The organism is Psychrobacter sp. GW64-MNA-CIBAN-0177, from assembly GCF_040309585.1.
Taxonomy (GTDB): domain Bacteria; phylum Pseudomonadota; class Gammaproteobacteria; order Pseudomonadales; family Moraxellaceae; genus Psychrobacter; species Psychrobacter okhotskensis.
This window is the reverse complement of the sequence record NZ_JBEOOY010000010.1, coordinates 92,875-109,008: the sequence shown is the minus strand read 5'-3', so window position 1 is coordinate 109,008 and position 16,134 is coordinate 92,875. Positions and strand designations below refer to the sequence as shown.

General features: G+C 39.9%; 17 protein-coding genes. 16 read left to right on the top strand and 1 reads right to left on the bottom strand.

The genetic code is table 11. The features are described 5' to 3' along the window. Positions 1-65: 65 nt before the first annotated feature. The 13 genes from AAEY79_RS08495 (at position 66) to AAEY79_RS08435 (ending at position 12,153) form a co-directional block, all read left to right on the top strand. Complete coding sequence (locus AAEY79_RS08495) at positions 66-836, top strand: DUF2345 domain-containing protein (RefSeq protein WP_201584470.1); 771 nt, start codon at positions 66-68, stop codon at positions 834-836. A gap of 32 nt (positions 837-868) precedes the next feature. After that, on the top strand, positions 869-1,615 hold the full coding sequence (locus AAEY79_RS08490; RefSeq protein WP_025653316.1) for a hypothetical protein: 747 nt from the start codon (positions 869-871) through the stop codon (positions 1,613-1,615). Position 1,616: 1 nt separating this feature from the next. Next, positions 1,617-4,142 (top strand): hypothetical protein, encoded by a 2,526-nt coding sequence (locus AAEY79_RS08485; RefSeq protein WP_352288025.1) that lies wholly within the window; start codon positions 1,617-1,619, stop codon positions 4,140-4,142. Beyond that, positions 4,099-4,842 carry a hypothetical protein gene (locus AAEY79_RS08480; RefSeq protein WP_156915677.1) on the top strand — a complete coding sequence of 248 codons (744 nt, stop codon included), beginning with the start codon at positions 4,099-4,101 and terminating at the stop codon, positions 4,840-4,842. Before AAEY79_RS08485 ends, AAEY79_RS08480 begins: the two co-directional genes overlap by 44 nt. A 520-nt stretch (positions 4,843-5,362) precedes the next feature. Continuing rightward, complete coding sequence (locus AAEY79_RS08475) at positions 5,363-5,713, top strand: IS630 transposase-related protein (RefSeq protein WP_025653320.1); 351 nt, start codon at positions 5,363-5,365, stop codon at positions 5,711-5,713. After that, positions 5,688-6,212 (top strand): transposase, encoded by a 525-nt coding sequence (locus tag AAEY79_RS08470; RefSeq protein ID WP_198015461.1) that lies wholly within the window; start codon positions 5,688-5,690, stop codon positions 6,210-6,212. Before AAEY79_RS08475 ends, AAEY79_RS08470 begins: the two co-directional genes overlap by 26 nt. A 230-nt stretch (positions 6,213-6,442) precedes the next feature. Further along, positions 6,443-6,847, top strand: coding sequence for a hypothetical protein (locus AAEY79_RS08465; protein ID WP_025653323.1), 405 nt, complete (start codon positions 6,443-6,445; stop codon positions 6,845-6,847). Positions 6,848-6,894: 47 nt separating this feature from the next. After that, entirely contained in the window at positions 6,895-8,010 is a 1,116-nt protein-coding gene (locus tag AAEY79_RS08460) for a DUF2931 family protein (RefSeq protein ID WP_025653324.1), read from the top strand. A 227-nt stretch (positions 8,011-8,237) separates the two neighbouring features. Further along, positions 8,238-8,639, top strand: coding sequence for a hypothetical protein (locus tag AAEY79_RS08455; protein WP_156915678.1), 402 nt, complete (start codon positions 8,238-8,240; stop codon positions 8,637-8,639). Positions 8,640-8,800: 161 nt separating this feature from the next. Continuing rightward, complete coding sequence (locus tag AAEY79_RS08450; protein WP_156915679.1) at positions 8,801-9,523, top strand: hypothetical protein; 723 nt, start codon at positions 8,801-8,803, stop codon at positions 9,521-9,523. A 355-nt stretch (positions 9,524-9,878) separates the two neighbouring features. After that, a complete protein-coding gene (locus AAEY79_RS08445) occupies positions 9,879-11,126 on the top strand; it encodes an FAD-binding oxidoreductase (protein WP_201566241.1) in 1,248 nt (415 codons plus the stop codon). A gap of 75 nt (positions 11,127-11,201) precedes the next feature. Continuing rightward, positions 11,202-11,540, top strand: coding sequence for a RidA family protein (locus AAEY79_RS08440; RefSeq protein WP_025653328.1), 339 nt, complete (start codon positions 11,202-11,204; stop codon positions 11,538-11,540). 355 nt (positions 11,541-11,895) lie between these two features. Then, on the top strand, positions 11,896-12,153 hold the full coding sequence (locus AAEY79_RS08435) for a hypothetical protein (RefSeq protein WP_025653330.1): 258 nt from the start codon (positions 11,896-11,898) through the stop codon (positions 12,151-12,153). A gap of 140 nt (positions 12,154-12,293) precedes the next feature. Here AAEY79_RS08435 and AAEY79_RS08430 read toward each other — a convergent pair whose 3' ends face one another. Continuing rightward, positions 12,294-13,430, bottom strand: coding sequence for a glycerate kinase (locus tag AAEY79_RS08430; protein WP_201575815.1), 1,137 nt, complete (start codon positions 13,428-13,430; stop codon positions 12,294-12,296). A 109-nt stretch (positions 13,431-13,539) separates the two neighbouring features. On the opposite strand from AAEY79_RS08430, the gene cobT reads away from it, so the two are divergent. The 3 genes from cobT to AAEY79_RS08415 are packed head-to-tail and all read left to right on the top strand — an operon-like array spanning position 13,540 to position 16,120. Continuing rightward, positions 13,540-14,607, top strand: coding sequence for a nicotinate-nucleotide--dimethylbenzimidazole phosphoribosyltransferase (gene cobT, locus AAEY79_RS08425; RefSeq protein WP_227687551.1), 1,068 nt, complete (start codon positions 13,540-13,542; stop codon positions 14,605-14,607). Further along, on the top strand, positions 14,607-15,494 hold the full coding sequence (gene cobS / locus AAEY79_RS08420; protein ID WP_201575811.1) for an adenosylcobinamide-GDP ribazoletransferase: 888 nt from the start codon (positions 14,607-14,609) through the stop codon (positions 15,492-15,494). The genes cobT and cobS overlap by 1 nt, the downstream gene beginning before the upstream one ends. A 35-nt stretch (positions 15,495-15,529) precedes the next feature. Next, the gene (locus AAEY79_RS08415) at positions 15,530-16,120 is read left to right on the top strand and encodes a histidine phosphatase family protein (RefSeq protein WP_201575809.1); all 591 of its coding nucleotides are present in this window, start codon (positions 15,530-15,532) and stop codon (positions 16,118-16,120) included. Positions 16,121-16,134 lie beyond the last annotated feature (14 nt).

Below are 16,134 nucleotides of genomic sequence, written 5' to 3'. Positions count from 1 at the left end.
TAACACCAGCTGAAACAGAAAGACGTTACTTTAATCAAAACCTCTTATCAGGTGTCCTAAATTAGTTGACCACTACAATTCTGACCTCAGCCAGCAACACCCTAACCACCGCAAAGACCATCGTCCGCCAATCAGGCAGCACGCAGTCGGATGTAGTCGCAGGAAACTATACGCTCACCGCAGATAGTATTGAGTCATTAGCAGGGGTGGGTGGTCAAGCTCAGTTATCGGGTTTACATATCAGTGCCAACACAAAGCCACTAGCGATACAAGCACAGGGCGGTGAGCTGCAACTGCACAGCCAGCAATCCATGACCATCGGTAGCGAGTCAGGACAGGTGAACATCGCAAGCCCCAAACGCATTCAGTTTCAGACCAGCGCCGGGGCGTCCTTAACGATTGATGAGAGCGGGATTAAGCTGGTGTGTCCGGGGGAGATTAAGGTTCAGGCGGTGAAGAAGAGTTTGGTAATGGGTGGTAAGGTTAATGCGCCAGTAATTGCTTTGCCGACTTCGGGGTTGTTTAGTAAAGCATTTGATCTTAAAAAATTACTGCCACAAGATTTAATAGACCAAGGCATCAGTTACAAGCTAATTAATCACTCTAAAGGAACAGAGTTTGAGGGTAAACTTGATGAAGAGGGTCAGACATTAAGAGTATTTGGAGATAAAGCTGAGAAGGTTGAGCTAGAGATTCTTGGCAACGTGAACCATAAAGGAGAGATTAAGGTCACTGATGTATCAGATCAGATGGAGTGCAATAATTGCTCTATTGAAGACCTATTTGAAGATTGTGGCGATAATCATGCACATGATGAAGACGACTTTGGCTGTTAGACCTCTTACAGAGTAAATTTATAGGATAACCTATGTACTTATTAAGCAATAAAAATCTATGCTTCTTTTCGATATTCCTCTTTACTATACCATTCATCAGTGTAGCTCAAACCACAAACGAAGAAGATTATCAAAATTATTTAGATAGCATACCACGCGTTCAGCTTAAGATGATTCCTAATCCAAAAGAAGAAGTAAACGAATCTTTCAACCAAACCAATGAACCAGATTCAGTGAGCTATATCGATAAACTAAATAAAGAACTGGCAATCGATGAAGTTCCTTTTCGGTATGTAGATTATGAGTATAGCGATGGGAAATTCACTACTTATCCATTTGAACTGGTGAATGAGAAATTGCCAACGATAGAAGGTAGTAATCCTAATTATGATAAAAGATACGACAAAGCCTTTCAAAAAATGATTTCCAAACTCGTCAACCCTATAGATCTTGCTAAAAAAGAACTTTATGCACTGGGTTCTCAAAATGCAGGAGTATATATACAAGATATAAGCACTAATAAAAAGTATGTATTCAACGAGATTTGCTTCGATAATAAGTGTGCTATAGGGCAAGTATTCTATATCTTTAATCCAACCAATTATAATATGACAGGTATGCTATACGATGGTTGTTCATTTATCAAAGATAATATAACGGGTAATGAGCAGCGTACTAAAGAGCTATTACGAAAATATATTGATAAACAAGATCCTCTAAATCATAGCTACGCTCCTAATGCTTGTAAAAAACAGTTATCAATAACGGGGGAAAAGTAATATGAGCTCACTAGTAAAACCAGTTAAAGATGTTACTTATACTCCTGATAGAGTCGGCTACATTAGAGCGGTTTCTAGACAAGAATCATCCTCAGATCTACGCTATTCTTATACTTATAAGGGTAAAAACAAAGAAGGCGGGTATGTAGACAATCCAGCATCTGTTAGAAGGCTGAACCCTTGGGACTATGTAGGGCTATTCCAATTTTCTGAGATAGCACTAGAAGATGTAGGTTGTTATAAAAAAGACAAAACTAGAAATGGTGAACATCAGGATTGGGGAAACAAAAAAGATAAATATTGGACTAATAAGTACGGTGCTTCATCATTTGATGTCTTTAGAAATAGTGGTGAAATACAATTGAAAGCAATCCAATATTGGATTGACCGCTTATGCAACTATATGAGAAATATAAATGCAAATGAATTTTATGGTAAAACTATTACAGAAGCGAAAGATCTTGATCCTTTTGAAGTAACAGAATCGGGAGTCATTGCAGCTAGACACCTAAAAGGTGATGATGCTGTAGTAGATTTTCTGACATCAAATGGAAAAATTAACAAAGTTGACGGTAATAAAACCAGTGTTGGTAAATATATGAGTCTATTTGCTCATTATAACCTTCAAACTTGTTGTAAACGAAAAGTATACGTGAAAATTGTAGATGCTAAAAAAGTTGGCATTCCTAACAAAGAAGTTGAAATCAGCTCTGAATTTAAGGGTACATTTAATTTGGGTAAAATAGTAGTTACTCATAAAACAGACAAAGATGGTAATTTACCCATAATAGTCAGACATCCAGAAGCAAAAATTCAGTTAAAAATAGATGCCAATCTTGTTGAAACAATAATTCAAAAAGCAGATCAGCTACAAGGTTATGAGATATTATATCTAGGTGAAAGCAAGTATTCTTCCAAACTATCAAAACATGAAAAATTACAAACTACTAAAGAAAGTAAAGATACCGATAGCAGTACCAATAGCGTTGAACCAATTGGATCAAATCAACACAGTGAAGGTAGCGATAATAATGAGAAAATTGATGAAGTCACCTTTAACATAAAACTAGTAGAAGCAGACACGGGCAAACCATTGCCAAAAGCAACCTACCACCTTGAGTATAAAAACAATATCAAACCGCATCGAACTGACAGCTCAGGTATTGAGTCAGGTATAAAAGCTGATATTAGCCAATCTATCAGTGTTTATCTTGATGATGACGGCGGTAAAAAGCAATCAATCTACAGCATGGCATTTCCAGTGACAGGAGACTTGAACGGACAGACCAAAGTACTTAAAGTTCCTGTCGTAACCCTACAACTTATATTCATTGATAAAAACAAAAAGCCTGTACCTAATTACGAGTTTAAAACCGTCTACCGTGGGCGTACCTCTGAGATTAGAAAAGCCAATGCAAGAGGCATAGCCACTGTTAAAGCACTGGCGGGACAGCAACTAAAAGTCATTCATGTAGCCGCAAATAAATTTACCAGTAATATTGTCACTGATGGCTCAACTGAATGGACATACAGCACTGATAAACTGATTGAAAATAATAGCAGTTCAACAGGCTCTGCTTCCACTAGTAATGCGCCCTCAACTACGCCGCCCTCTCAAAAGCCCAGCTCTACAAAACCTAGTACTTCAAGTGAAGTTAATAAAGGCACTGTCATACGCGATGACAAAGTAACACAACAAGGCCCAACACATGAAGTTAGGACGAAACAAGCAAAGATCACGATTAAGTTTTTAGATGAAGCAACAGATAAGCCTTTATCAGGATTAACTTATTGGACTCAATCTACTAAGTATGGCAAAAATGCTTCTACTACTGGTAGTGATGGCACAAGAGGTCGTACGCATGATTCAGATGTGGGTATCAGCATTGCGGTGATAGTTAACGAGAATGGTAAGGAAATTAAGAAAGGTACTATCATCGCTAATAGTGATAAAAACGGTGTTGCTTATGTTTATAAGGCTAAAAAGCCTAAGTTAGATCCAGGTGGTGCACATTGGCATAGCAGGTTTAAAGCAAGTACAAGTTTAGATGATTTATCAGAACCGTTTAAATCTAATGCTAAGAAATTTATTAGTGCATTGAAAGCTGCTAACATCTCAGTTCGTATTTCTACTACATATCGTCCTGATGCAAGATCTTATCTAATGTACTATTCAACTAATATAAAAAGAGGCAAAATTAGTCCAGAAAAAGTTCCTCCATGGCCTGGTGTCAATATTGATTGGACTCATGGTGGAAATAAGAGTAAAGCTGTTGAAGCTGCTAGAGCTATGCATGCTTCTTATGGTATTGGAGGCAACCCTGTTGGAAAACCATCTAATTCTAACCATAATGTAGGCCTTGCAGTAGATATGACAGTCACTAACTATTCAGGTAAGACAATTAGTTTAAATGGTAACAAATATAAGATAAATGAATTTAATGATTTAGTTGCTGCTGGGAAGAAAGTATCCGTTATTTGGTATGGAAGTAAAGACAAGCCGCATTGGTCACAAACTGGAAGATAATATGAAGCTTAAATATGTAGTAGTTAAATTATTGTTATTAAGTCTAATAATAGGTTGCACACAGTTAGAAGAAGTAGATAAGGAAACTATTACACTAGAAGCAGTAGATAAGGAGTCAGATTTATTGTTAAAAGAAGAAGTAAATGAAGAAACTGCTGTATTACCAGAAAACTTGAATAAGGAAACTATTGTACTTAAAGATAGTGAAAGCTATGCAATTGGTGGGAGCTTCAATACTATAGGAATAGAAGAGAATGATAAAACGCTTGCTTGCATTAACTATCCTGAAAATATAAAAAAAGGATTTTTTCTAGATTTAGATACATCAGAAGTGCCTATAATCAAACTTCAAAGTATTGAAGTTAATCCAGATCAGATAAATTTATGTAATGAATATTTTAATACTCAAGAATACACGCATACAGCGGTATTTTCAGAGAATTTTCAATATACGGTAAACGGTTATGTGTTTAAAAATGAAGATATCAAGATTTTTACTGAAAACGGCAAAATGATTGGATTAGATCTAAATTCTGATAACAAATCTGATTATTTAAATACTTGTTCAAGCATAGAGTCTGAGCATCTAAGTATTTGGGATAATGAGTTAAAGCAGGCTAGATTAGCTTATGCGTATCGACGCATAGATGCAGATCTTATCGAAACATGTGAAGATATTGATTATCTTGATATAGAGTGATTTTTTATTAAAATTAGTACTATGCCTATTATAAGTAAGCATAGGGCTTCGTTTTAAAGCCTTGGAAGATTATATTGGATAGAAATTTATATTTTATGAAAAAAATACTAGTTATATTGGCTCTACAAGCTTGTAGCGATCCTACTGTTCAACTTCCTGTAACTGATGTCCATAATGGCAATGACATAAACTCAAAGTTAGGGACGAATACTACTCAATCATCGTTAAAAGCAGATACAGATATAGTCAATCCATAATAAAAGGAACTGACTTTATGACTATGAGAGTTATCCTTTTATTAGGTTTCATGTTGTTAATATCTTTCACTTACGATATCGTTAGCTCTTCAATCGAGAATATAAAAAAGTCGGATCCTACCAATCGATCGTACGAAAATGCCTACTTTGAAGTAAATTCTGATGTTACAGAAAGTGTAGAGCTTAGATTAATTAATATATAGTCAATCCCACCTAAAAGTGTTATAAACTAATTATCAAATTCAATTGTTATTATAAAGACCATGACTTACTCGCTAGATTTTCGCAAACAAGTACTAAAAAGCTTAGACGAGGGTATGACCTTTGCCGAGGCAGCTGAGTTTTATAATCTGAGCCCAACCACCATACAAAACTGGAAGCGGCGTGTTCATAGTAAAACAACCAGGCAAACCAAACCCTATAAAATACCAGATGATGTGCTACTTAATGATGTCAAAGAACATCCTGATGATTACCAGTATGAGCGAGCACGTCGTCTAAACTGTAGTAAAACAGGCATTCATCATGCCCTAAAGCGTCTAGGCATCAGTCAAAAAAAAGACTTTAGAACATCCAAAAGCCTGTCCGATCAAAAGAGCGATATATCAGAATAAGCTTGAGCACTTTAAGCAGCAAGGCTACCCCATTGTCTATATATACGCGCGCGGCTTTGAGCACGAGACCATTCGCTCTCATGGCTATGCACCGATTGGTGAGCCTTGTATCGATAGCTACAACTGGCAAGGTAAAAGGCGAACCAACGTTATCGGTGCTCTATATGAAAAGATGCTGTTTGCCCTAGATTACTTTAAGCACAACATCAACAGCATCGTCTTCTATCACTGGTGCAAACACAAGCTAATCCCAAGTCTTAAAACCAAATGCGTGATTGTGATGGATAATGCCAGATTTCATAAGAGTAAGCGTATTCAAAAGCTACTGAATAGGCATGGTCATCGTATTCTATGGCTGCCGCCGTACAGCCCTGATTTGAACCCTATTGAGAAGAAATGGGCTCAGGTGAAGTTTCTACGCCAAGGCTGGATGGAAAACGACTTATCCAAATTGTTTTATGATGTTTGTCCTAACCATAACAATTTTATTTTGAGCTGACTATATACGCTACTATAGTTAATAACGATCAGAATTTACAACCTTACGTTAGCGTGAAAGATGTTAACCTAAGAAACACAATGTTTAATAAATATTTAGAATGGTCGACTAAGGTTGGGCAAGGTGTCAAAGATGATGTCATTTCAGTTGGTATACCTAGAATTAATCCAGAAACTAACCAATTTTATCGTGAAGTCATTGATGGTTAATTTTCACAACTAGGAGCTACTATGAAATCAATAAAACTATTTACACTCTCTATTTGCACCTTAAGCTTAACCGCGTGTTTTACGCCTACAGGTCAACTCTTTGGCGAGCAAAAAGACTATCTAAAAAATGATCTAGGTCAAATTGTCAACGAATGCACTGACGAGATAAATCCTATGACTGGAGAAATAACTTTTAATGGCGTTGCTAAAAGTAAAGCTAATGCATTTTGGATAAGAAACAATTTGCCTAAGGGTACTTTATACTATGTATGCGAAGGTGCTCAAACAGTCCTGCCTAAAGACTGTCAGGGTAAACCACTGACCACACCTGAGATACGTCGCTACTGGAAGAAATACAATCTACCAGTAGGAACAACTGAATTTAATTGTAGTAGCGGTGTGCCAAAAGTAGCAAATGATAGCTAGGTTTATCAAATTAATCGTAACCGATATGAAGTCTAAAGAGACAGCACATGAAATCAATCCTATTAATCGCGCTCTCCGCTGTCGTTCTCTTATTATCGGCGTGTCTATCATCGCAGGGCAAAACCTTAGCCACCTCTATAAAGGATAAGTTTATGAATGAGCAAAAGACCCCATGGGAAACCTTTATATTTGCACCGCGTCATTATCCAGTAGAGCTGGTGGCAGGTGAATCCTTTTGGATGTACGACAATGGCGCAAGAATAGGATTTACAGCTCACGCAAATGGCGGTTGGCGATCAGCAGGGGCACAAGCAGGTGGTGGATCGATGCTACCTGACGGTATTAATCTAACTTGGCTGTCGCCTACCGAAGGTAAGTACTATCATGTCAGAGCGAGAATACCTAAAGAAATAATTCTACGAGAGTTTAATCGAAAATTAAGTATGGATATAGAAAACAAGTTAAAAACAGAAAAATTTAAGGAGATTCATTTCGCCTTAGCTCCTGGTGGTTTTGTCTCTATGCGCCTTGGCTGGGCACAAGTAGAAGAAGTGGCACAGTTTCAGGCTAAAGAAGTGGACATCTCATGGGAGTACTTCGCAGAGGCTAATCACTTCAATCCTGAGGGATTAAGTGAAGAAAAATATTTAGCAGGCTTTACTGACAAGCTACCTGAGCATATTCAAGTGCAAAGAGCTGATGGCACTGTTCCGTACGATAGATGGAAGGCGTTTAACACCCAAAAGTTTCCTTGGCATTTAGCCACTACGCTTGACTTACATGGTTATACTGAGTTTTTAATAAATGGGAATATGTCGTTCATAGCAAAACCTGAACTTGATTTATCAGTCTATACTGACAAACAAACAGTCCCTGCATGGTATCGAATATACTTTAAAAGAGAGGGCAAGCGTTATAGAGGCAACATCATTGTTACTCAAAACGATCCAGATCAAAGAGAACAACCTGAGGGTGATGTAGAGATATTTAATATCTTTAGACAGTATTTTGCAGAAGATAAAAGACCTGCCGCTTTGGTTATAGATATAATAGACGGTCAAATCGTCGCCTATCTGGACAATGGTATAACTAAAAGAGATCTACCCCTATACGATAGTGACTATCGGGTACTTAAGGATGATGAATATCCTTGGTTTAAATAAATTATGTCTAAAGACAACAGCACTTCTTTTATTAAGAGGTGCTTTTTTTTAGATATTTAACGAATGGCGTGAATCAGACTAAAAAATCTACGTACAATGATAAAATAAAGTCGGGCAAAAAGTTTCAAGGAGGAGCTCATACCAGTTGGTATCCTAAGAATCAATCCGTATACCTGTCAATTTTACCGTACAGTTATCTCTGGTTAACTATTAAAAGGGAATTAGTTGTGAAATCATTTAAGTTAGCATTGTTGTCAGCAAACATAGTTTGGTTATCGGCATGTCTACCTCCTTCTGGAGTCTTTTCAGGAGAACAGACTGAATATCTCACTAACGATATAGGTGTGTTAAGCGAGTGTACAACTCAAACAAGTTGGAAAACAGGAGAACGTCGTTTCAATCCAGTGCCTAAATCGCAAGCAAACTTTTTTTGGAAAGAAAATAACTTACCTAAGGGCACTTTATATTATGTCTGTGAGGGTGATAAAGCAGTGCTCCCTAGGGACTGTCAAGGTAAATCACTGACAACTCCTGAGCTTCGGAGCTATTGGAAAAAATATGACTTACCTGTTGGTTTAAAAAAATTCAACTGTAGTAGTGGTGTGCCTAAAGATCCTAGACTTACCTAATTATATTTATAAAGTAGGTGCCATCGTTGATAGGATATGAACAATATCTTAATCCGTCACGTTAGATCACTCCCAAACTATTTTAGGTCTTTATTTATGAGAGATAAAAAAATCAATTGGACTACGATTATATTTGCACCACGCTACTATATGATTATGCGGTGTTTAAAACGCCAGAGGAATATCGTCTTGTGGCTGGTAGTAAAACGCTAGGCACGCTACCTGTTACAACTGTGCTCATACCTAAACAGTACATTATTTTTGGCGGTAGGCGCTGGCAAGTAGCAGATATAGATATGGATAAAAAAGTCGTCTATGTCGTTGCCGCTAAAGGTGGCGGTGTGCCTCCCGCTTTTGACAGCGGCGGTATGTCGATACATGACCGAGTGCGTCAAGAAATGTATGACATATTAATTAGTGGCGATTATCGTATTGCAGTCGGTGATAAAAAAGTCGATTTCGCTGATAAAATAGCACGCGAGCTGTTCGCAGAAAGCCTTGATACTTTTGATAGGTGTCAACTGCGTCATCGACCACTTATAGACCAAGATGGTAATACTTATATCTTTATGTGGCGCGGTGATAAAATTGTCAACACCTTAGCAGCCCTGCTGATGCAACATAATTTCTCTACTGAGAGGTATGCGGGCGTGATATGTGTTAATAAAACCGATTCAGTGCAAGTTATGAAATTCTTACAAGCGTTAACTCATAAACCTTTGCCAATTGCGACTGAACTTTCCGAGAATGTACCCAATAAGATAATCGAGAAGTTTGATGAATATCTGCCTGAGGATTTACTAAGTATTGGTTATGGTGCAAAAGCCTTTGATATTAATGGTCTCAGTGACTGGTTGCAGCTATTTGCTAAAAACGAGCCGTAAAATGAAGTTGTTTTCTAATTACTTTAAAATTATTTTTTAAGTCTATTTTACCTAGAGTTATATGGTCTAATTGACTATATTAATGAGAAAAATACGAATCAAATGATAAGAAGGTATCTATTTCATTAAAGGTATAACTGATTATCTAAATACGTTTTTTCTTGAAACGATGACGATTTCTTCACTACTCACTACTAACCTTATTCCATTCCAAAATACTTTGTATAAAATCCTATAACCAAAAGTATCTGATAACAAAAAAATCCGTTAGATATGGGTTTATTAATTGTCAGGTTCGCGTTATTATCACCCCCTATTAAGCAAGACTCTACTACCTATCAGGAAAGGATATTCTATGCGCTATGAGGTTATTGTTATTGGTGCTGGTATGGTTGGCACATCGATTGCGTGGCATCTACAAAAGAACGGTTCGCAGGTGTTGTTGTTAGACAAAAAGCTACCCGGGTCAGAGACCTCATATGGCAATGCAGGCCTCATCCAGCGCGAAGCGATTCATACGCATCCATTTCCGCGTCAGTTGACTGAGATGATCAGAGTATTACCCAACCAAGGGACGGATATTCGCTATCGTATCCCAGCTATCTTGCGTTATCATCAAGCGCTATTGCAGTATTGGAAGTACTCTGCGCCTGCGACTGTTAAGCAGATCGAAGCAGAGTGGCAAACGCTGATTGCGCATTGTACCAGTGAGCATCAGAACATGATTACAGCGTCTGGCGCTGATGAGCTTATCACTCGTGATGGTTGGTTACAGCTGCATCGTTCTGAAGAAACCTTTAAAGAAGCAATTGCTTCAGCCATCGCTGCACGTGAGCAAGGCGTTGAGCATAATGTATTGAACGTTGAAGAATTAAAAGCGATGGAGCCTAGCGCTAATTTTGAAGGTTTCGTCGGTGCGATTCATTGGTTGAACTCGTGGCAAGTATCAAACCCAAGCTCGCTTGTAAAAGCCTATGCGAAAAACTTCCAAGACATGCAGGGCACGATAAAAGAGAGTGATGTAAAAGAAATCGTGCAAGACGGTGAAGGTTGGAAAGTCATCACTGATAATGACACTTACTATAGTGATAAGTTGGTGATTGCAGCAGGCCCTTGGTCTAATGACTTGATCAAACCACTTGGCTACAATTTACCCTTGTTCCCGATGCGTGGCTATCATCAGCACTTTAAAGTGACGGATAAAAACAATATCAATCACAGTATGTTTGATATGGATAAAGGCTTTGTCATGGGGCCAATGCAGCAAGGTATTCGCATCACGACCGGTGCCGAGATGACCACAATGGATGCACCAAAGAACTTCGGTCAATTAAAAACGGTATTGAAGTTTGCTCGCAAAATCTTACCATTAGAAGATGCGGTTGAGAGCGAAGCGTGGGCAGGATCACGTCCTTGTATGCCGGATATGAAGCCAGTTATTGGGCCTGCAGACAAGCATGACAAACTATGGTTTGCGTTTGGTCACAGTCATCAAGGCTTTACATTAGGGCCGATGACAGGTCGTTTGGTTGAAGAGATGATTCATGACAAGCCGGTACTGGTAGATGTAGCGCCCTTTAGCGCTCAACGTTTTTCTAACTAAGCTCATATCAGATTAATAGCATATCTGAATAGCTCAACAAAGACTTAAATTCATAAATTGAAGGTATACAATATGATAAAAAAGCTACATAGCAATCAGCGTATGAGTAAAATTGTCGTTCATAATCAGACCGTTTATTTGTGTGGTCAAGTAGGCAATGCGGAAGATGACATCAAAGCACAAACCTTGACTTGTTTGGAAAAGATCCAAACGTTGTTAGAAGAAGTGGGTAGCGACAAGTCAAAACTGCTATCAGTGACAGTCTGGATAAAAGACATGTCGGACTTTGCTGAAATGAACGAAGTATGGGATAACTGGTTTGAGGGTATCCAGCCGCCCGCGCGTGCTTGTGGCGAGTCAGCATTGGCGCGTCCTGAACTACTGGTTGAGATGATAGCCATCGCGGCTGAGTAATAGACTGATTGTAGTATAGGTATGAATAAAGAGGGCATGATAGCAATATCGTGTCCTTTTTTATTTGTCAGATCGCTAAAGTTAAGCGTACTTTCTAACATTCAGTAGTATGAATAAGCCGCTTTTTTAGCGGATTTATTAATATCTATTGTTTTGTGCTTAATGCTTGCAACCTGTACGACGCCAAAGTCAAAGAATATATAGTCAGTGAAAAGTAATATCGATAAGTAAGCTCGATTAAATTTGTTGCACATATGTCTAATATTATTGTACATTCTCTAAGTCAGCTGTTATTATGTTTCAGCAATAAATCTGATAGTTTACTTTACATAAAGATGTCTTTGAGGAGTGCAGTATGGGAATCGTAGGAATTGCTTTATTTTTTATCGCTTTAATTATATGTATAATTTACGGGATTAAGTTGATTATCATTGCCTTTCAAGAGTCGACTGCTTGGGGACTCATGTACTTATTTGTACCTTTTGCTAATTTGTATTTCGTTTTTACCAGATGGGAAAAGACCAAGTCTCCATTTTTGAAAACCTTAATCGCCATCCCGTTATTGATTATAGGCGCTATGCTAATGCCAATGCAGTCAGCTGTTGGATATTAGAGCACGTCCTCAATTAAACCGATAGGGCTCTAAATGGGCACGCTTTGGAATGAGTAGCGCCCATTGATTGATAGTCAAGAAATTGGCTTTATATTGTTGCTTGCGGTTATCATCGAGTAGTAATTGAGACGTATTAACAGCTACTTCATACTTTGACCCAAGCGTATCGCTGCGGCAATATTGACCGCAGTCGTTTCGATATTTTTATAAGCGTTTTTAAATACCTTATCAATAGAATCTAATTTTTGAATACTAGGCATGACAACATTGAATTGGCTGGTCTGAGCAGGGTTGAGTCCGTCAACACTACCACAAATAGCAATCACAGGTTTGTGACTAGACTTGGCGAGTTGACTAATACCGCTAGCTACTTTGCCCATAGCAGACTGCACGTCAAGCTTACCTTCGCCAGTAATAATCAGATCAGCATTTGCAATATGCTGTGATAAGTTGGTAACTTTTGCCACTGCATCAAAGCCTGATTTTAACTCAGCTTGGCAAAAGCTCATTAACGCATAGCCAAGACCACCTGCAGCACCAGCACCCGCTATGTCTTGGTAATTCTGATAGCCATGTTGCTCACATACACTCGAAAAATGCGTTAGCGCTTTATCCAAATCATTGATTTGTTGCGGGCTGGCGCCTTTTTGAGGGCCAAATATTGCACTGGCACCCAACTCGCCACATAAAGGGTTGGTGACATCACAGGCTACTTCAAATACTGTCTCCAGCACACTAGTATGGAAGTTTGTCGCATCTAATCGTTGCAAGTTGGCCAGCGCGCCGCCGCCTTGGGCTAACGTATTGTCGTCACTATCATGAAACGTCATGCCAAGCGCCATCAACATACCAAGACCGGCATCGTTGGTGGCACTACCGCCCAGACCGATAATGATGCGTTTAACGCCTTCATCTAAAGCATCCGCAATAAGTTCGCCAACGCCGTAACTGCTGGCAATGAATGGATTTCTTTCTTCAGTCGTTAATAAATGCAGACCACAGGCTTGAGCGATTTCAATTACGGCTGTCTCATTTTTTAATAGCAGGTACTTGGCGGTAATTGGTCGCATGAGTGGATCGTTCACCACCACGTTTTTCCAGCGCCCACCTAGTACATAAGACAATACTGCAGAAGTTCCTTCACCGCCATCTGCCATGGGTAGCAGCTTATAGTCAGCGTCAGGAAACACTTGACTGAATCCAGACTGGATAGCGTGGCAGACATCCAATGCTTCTAGGCTTTCTTTAAATGAGTCAGGGGCGATTAAAATTTTCATGAAATACTCTACGATTATGCGAGTTGGAATTGTGCAATTAGGCCAATCATATCATTATAAATTGGATAATCTGCTACCATAGTCTCCTGTTTCATTTATAACCTTTAGGATGATTGCCTTGATCACATTTACTGCGCCCACTATTGCCAATATAGAAAACAATGACCTACGTCAGCAGCTACAACAAATTATAGATCTAAAAACCAAACCACTTGGCGCACTGGGTCGCTTAGAGACACTGGCACTGCAATTGGGCATGATCCAAGGGACGCTTACACCGAATATTACCCAACCACAGATTCGAGTGTTTGCCGCCGATCACGGTCTAACCAAGCATGGCACATCCGCGTATCCTAGTGCGGTCACTGCGCAGATGGTTTATAACTTTTTGCAGGGCGGTGCTGCTATCAACGTTTTGGCGCGTCAGCACAATATCGAGCTAAAGGTAGTCGACGCTGGTGTAGATGCAGACTTTGCCAGTTCTCCTTTTAAAGACCATCCACAATTGCTCGATTACAAAGTCCGTCATGGTAGCCGAGATGCGCTAACAGAACCTGCCATGACAGAGCAGGAATGCTTAGCTGCGCTAGAAAACGGTATGAACGTAGTAAAGGATATGGTTGGCAACCTATTAATTGTCGGTGAGATGGGTATCGGTAATACTTCAGCGGCGAGTCTTTTATTGGCACGATTGGGTAATGTAGCAATTGCTGATTGTATTGGTCGTGGTACTGGTCTTGATGATGCAGGGCTACAGCATAAGACAGATATTTTAACGCAAGTATTAGCGTGGCACAGTGAAGTGCAAGCACCATTTGATATACTTGCGGCATTAGGCGGACTTGAGATAGCCATGATGGCAGGTGCGCTGATTCAGGCCGCCAGTGAACGCCGCATTTTATTAATCGATGGTTTTATTGCTAGTAGCGCGTTGTTGGCTGCTGAGCGCCTAGCGCCCGGTGTTGCTCAATATGCTATCTTTGCCCATCATTCGGTTGAACCGGGGCATGCGCATTTATTAAAGCTGCTGAATGCTGAGCCATTACTCAATATGGGTATGCGCTTGGGCGAGGGTAGTGGTGCCGCGCTTGCATACCCGCTATTGCAGTCCGCTTGTGCCATTATCAATGAGATGGCAAGCTTTAGTGAGGCGGGTATTAGTGAGCAAAATAGCTAATGTCAAAGCCACTAAAGCAGGAATCAAAAAAGCTATCAAATCAACCAGAGCCTTCACAGCAGTCATTGTCTAAACTAAGTGTTGGGCAATTTATAAAGCATGAATGGCTATTATTACTGGTTGCCACTCAGTTTTTGACACGATTGCCTGTACCGTCATTCAAAAACTATAATCCGCAGTGGCTACACGAGAGCAGCCGTCATTTCCCCGCAGTCGGTTTGTTGGTTGGGTTACTTTGCGCTGGCGTGTTTTGGCTCGGTAGTATTTTATTTACGCCTCTAGTTGCTGCAGTACTGAGTACGGCTTTTGGGATTAAGCTTACGGGCGCTTTTCACGAAGATGGTCTTGCAGATAGTTGCGATGGTTTGGGCGGTGGTCTGACTCGCGAGCGCACGCTGACTATCATGAAAGACTCGCGCTTGGGCACCTATGGCGTGTTAGGTCTGGTGTCAGCATTACTGCTAAAGATTTCCTTATTAGCCAGCATGTCATTATCGGTGGCTATCGTCGCACTGATTATCGGACATACGGCTTCACGTTTGCTATGTATTAGCCTGCTTGCTCTATTGCCTTATGGCGGTGAGATAGAGCATGCCAAGGCCAAACCTATGGCGCAGCAGCTGACAGCGTTACAAGGATTGTTCAGTAGCGGCTGGTTACTGGTGGCAGGCGTTTTAGTAGTGCTGATATTTCCTAATGCCATACAGCAGATTGGCATCGCTCAATGGCTATTGGCCTTAGTGTTGGCTTTAGTTGCCACTGAGTATATGCGGCGCTTATTACGTAGGCGTCTTGATGGCTATACGGGTGATGGACTAGGGGCGACACAACAGCTTAGCGAAGTTGCGATATATGCAGGTTTGGCAGCGGCTATACCTTTTTTATAATTCAAAAGAAATCTTTAGAAAAGGCTAATTAATCAATGGTTCTTTATATCTGGTGTCATCCAAAGCCTATTGCAGCTAATGGGTTTTGCATCGGACAGACGGATATCAATGTCGATAAACGCAAAATTAAGCGTCTGGCTAATAAAATACAGCGCTTTACCCGTTTGCATCAGTTGCCTAAAGTCATTTGGGTAAGCCCATTACAACGCTCATTGAAAGTTGGGCAGATATTAGTGCAACGAGGTTTTCACTGTCGAGTCGCGCCTGAGCTTGCTGAGATTGATTTTGGCGAATGGGATGGCCGACCTTGGGAGCAAATCGCTAAGCAAGAGATTGACGACTGGTGTGATAATTTTGCAGACTTTGCGCCCGATAATGGGGAAAGTTTGCAGGAGTTATTTGACCGTGTTGAAGGCTGGTTAAATAAAGCTTCAGCCGTACAAGACCACACATCAATACTAGCTGTCGGTCATGCTGGCTGGATAACAGCAGCTAAGATGATTGAAGCTGGACAGAGTGTGCCAAAGATAGCAGCTGATTGGTCTCAACCTGTAAGCTATCAGCAACGTAGTAGATTAGATTTTCATCCAAAAAAACTGGCCATATATGATGACCAGTCCTTGTAAAAAGCTATGATATG

What these genes read in the sequence shown, in the direction of transcription:
- cobT (WP_227687551.1), top strand. Translation starts at nt 13,540, where the DNA reads ATGATTGCCTTGATCACATTTACTGCGCCCACTATTGCCAATATAGAA.
- cobS (WP_201575811.1), top strand. Translation starts at nt 14,607, where the DNA reads ATGTCAAAGCCACTAAAGCAGGAATCAAAAAAGCTATCAAATCAACCA.
- AAEY79_RS08460 (WP_025653324.1), top strand. Translation starts at nt 6,895, where the DNA reads ATGAAATCAATCCTATTAATCGCGCTCTCCGCTGTCGTTCTCTTATTA.
- AAEY79_RS08485 (WP_352288025.1), top strand. Translation starts at nt 1,617, where the DNA reads ATGAGCTCACTAGTAAAACCAGTTAAAGATGTTACTTATACTCCTGAT.
- AAEY79_RS08415 (WP_201575809.1), top strand. Translation starts at nt 15,530, where the DNA reads ATGGTTCTTTATATCTGGTGTCATCCAAAGCCTATTGCAGCTAATGGG.
- AAEY79_RS08465 (WP_025653323.1), top strand. Translation starts at nt 6,443, where the DNA reads ATGAAATCAATAAAACTATTTACACTCTCTATTTGCACCTTAAGCTTA.
- AAEY79_RS08445 (WP_201566241.1), top strand. Translation starts at nt 9,879, where the DNA reads ATGCGCTATGAGGTTATTGTTATTGGTGCTGGTATGGTTGGCACATCG.
- AAEY79_RS08430 (WP_201575815.1), bottom strand. Translation starts at nt 13,430, where the DNA reads ATGAAAATTTTAATCGCCCCTGACTCATTTAAAGAAAGCCTAGAAGCA.
- AAEY79_RS08490 (WP_025653316.1), top strand. Translation starts at nt 869, where the DNA reads ATGTACTTATTAAGCAATAAAAATCTATGCTTCTTTTCGATATTCCTC.
- AAEY79_RS08435 (WP_025653330.1), top strand. Translation starts at nt 11,896, where the DNA reads ATGGGAATCGTAGGAATTGCTTTATTTTTTATCGCTTTAATTATATGT.
- AAEY79_RS08480 (WP_156915677.1), top strand. Translation starts at nt 4,099, where the DNA reads ATGGAAGTAAAGACAAGCCGCATTGGTCACAAACTGGAAGATAATATG.
- AAEY79_RS08475 (WP_025653320.1), top strand. Translation starts at nt 5,363, where the DNA reads ATGACTTACTCGCTAGATTTTCGCAAACAAGTACTAAAAAGCTTAGAC.